Below are 2,041 nucleotides of genomic sequence, written 5' to 3' on the forward strand. Positions count from 1 at the left end.
AGCGTGATCTTCCAGAACTGGCGAGAGGGCGACGCGCCATCCATGGTCGCGGCTTCGTAATAGAGCGTCGGGATCGACTGCAGCGCGGCGAGATACACCACCATGCAGAAGCCGACCCTGACCCAGAATGTCGCAATCACCAGCGACGGCAGCGCCCAGGCCGGCGAGGAGAGCCATGGGATCCGGTCGCCGCCGAGGCGCACGATCAGGGAGTTGATGACGCCGTAATGCTCGTTGAACATCCAGGCGGCGATGATGCCGGTGGCGACGGCCGAAACCACGACCGGAAGGAAATAGACGCTGCGCAGGAAGACCCGCCCCGGCATCCGTCGGTTCAGCGCCACGGCCAGGAGCAGCCCGCCTGCCATGGTGGTGGGCACCGAAGCCACGGCATAGACCGCCGTATTCAACAGCGCGTRCCAGAACTGCGTGTCGGCCACCAGCCTGCGATAATTGGCCAGGCCGGCATAGGTGACGTCGCCGATCAGGCTCCAGTCATGGAAGCTGATATAGAAGGCATAGAGCAGCGGAAAGAAACTGAAGGCGCTGAACAGAAGCAGGTTGGGCGTGATCAGGAGATAGGGCAGCATCCAGGGCCGCCGGAAGGAGCGGCGCCCCCGCGCCCCGGTAACGGGGGGCGCGGTGCTGGTCATGACGACGCTGTCGGACATGGATCACCTCGCAGACGGGACGGCAGGCCGCACCGCCGTCAGCTCTTGAGGACGCTGCGGATGGTGCCTTCCACGTTCTCGGCCGTGTCCTTTGGCGACTGGCCGGAGGTGAAGGCGAGGTCGAGCTGCTCGCCGAGCTTCGTATTGATGCGGCTGAAATCCGGCAGCGTCACCGTCGCGGCCAGATGGTCCGGGATCGTCCGCGACTGCTCGACGAAGACCTGCATCGCGTCGGGACGAAGCGGGTAGTCCAGCTTCGTTTCCATGAGGCTGCGCCGAACCGGCAGGAAGCCGGCGGCGATGCAGAAGTCGCGCATATTGGCCTCGTTGGTGGCATAGCGCAGGAAGTCGATGGCGACATCCCGGTTCTTGCTGTCGCGCGTCACGGCCAGACAATTGCCGCCGAGATCGGAGGCCATGCTGACGCTGCGCGGCATATAGGTCACCTGCCACTCCGCCTGTTTCATCGCGTCCTGCAGGAACGGGATCTGCCAGTCGCCATGCACCAGCATGCCGATCGTCCCGTTGGCGAAGAGGTTCTGCGTCTGCTCGTTGGTCTTGATCGAGGTCGTGGGCGGGACGAGCTTGTCGGTGAACCAGGACTGGGCCCAGGCGATCGCCTCGAGACCCTCCTTCGACGAGAGCTGCGGCTGGAGCAGCTGCTCGTCGAGCAATTTGCCGCCATTCTGGTAGAGGAAGGGCAGAAAGCGATAGGCGGCGGTGTTCTGCCAGGCGCAGGCGAAGCCGAATGGCGCTCCGGCCTTGTCCTTCAGCATCCGGGCGATCCGGATGAACTCCTCCCAGCGCCAGCTGTCCTCGAGCCGCCGCGGCAGCTCGATTCCGGCCCGCCGGAACATCTCCATGTTGCAATAGACCGCGAGCGTGTCGGTGTGGTGGGGAATGGCGAAGGCCTTGTCGCGATAGGTGACGGCCTTCCACAATGCGGGGGCGAATTGCGCTGCCAGGCCGCCGTCGAGATGCCCGCTCAGATCGACGATTGCGCCTGCTTTCGCATAGCGGCCGACCTGCTGGTACTGGATGCGGACCAGATCGGGGGCCTGCCGGCCGGCGAGGCGCGTATCGACCTGCTGATAGAGCTGGCCGGAGGATCCGCTGAGCTCCAGCCGGATCGAGACATGCGGGTTTTGCGCGGTGTAGCCCGCGATCAGCCGGCGGAAAGCGTCCTCCTCCGCCCGGTTGCCCCAGACCGCGAAATTGAGGCTCACCGGCGCCTGGGCCCGCGCCGCCCTCCCCGACCCGACCGAGAGAGCGAGCCCGGCGCCCAGAATATGCCGCCGAGAGAAAACCGTGCCTGTTCCGTTGAGGTTCGTCATCCCTGTTTCCTTCCCTGGATCATCACCGCTTTTCGC

At 65.1% G+C, this 2,041-nt stretch carries 2 protein-coding genes; both read right to left on the bottom strand.

Annotated elements, in window-relative coordinates; all coding sequences use genetic code 11:
• Positions 1-671 (bottom strand): carbohydrate ABC transporter permease (locus AC1DRP_RS36335; protein ID WP_476771109.1); only part of this gene is annotated, 671 nt, incomplete at its 3' end.
• A gap of 38 nt (positions 672-709) precedes the next feature.
• Entirely contained in the window at positions 710-2,005 is a 1,296-nt protein-coding gene (locus tag AC1DRP_RS36340; protein WP_441504589.1) for an ABC transporter substrate-binding protein, read from the bottom strand.
• Between the last annotated feature and the right edge of the window lie 36 nt (positions 2,006-2,041).

The sequence above is a fragment of the Allobosea sp. 01N443 genome (assembly GCF_056399325.1).

Coding starts and splice junctions, on each gene's coding strand:
- AC1DRP_RS36340 (WP_441504589.1), bottom strand. CDS start 2,005: ATGACGAACCTCAACGGAACAGGCACGGTTTTCTCTCGGCGGCATATT.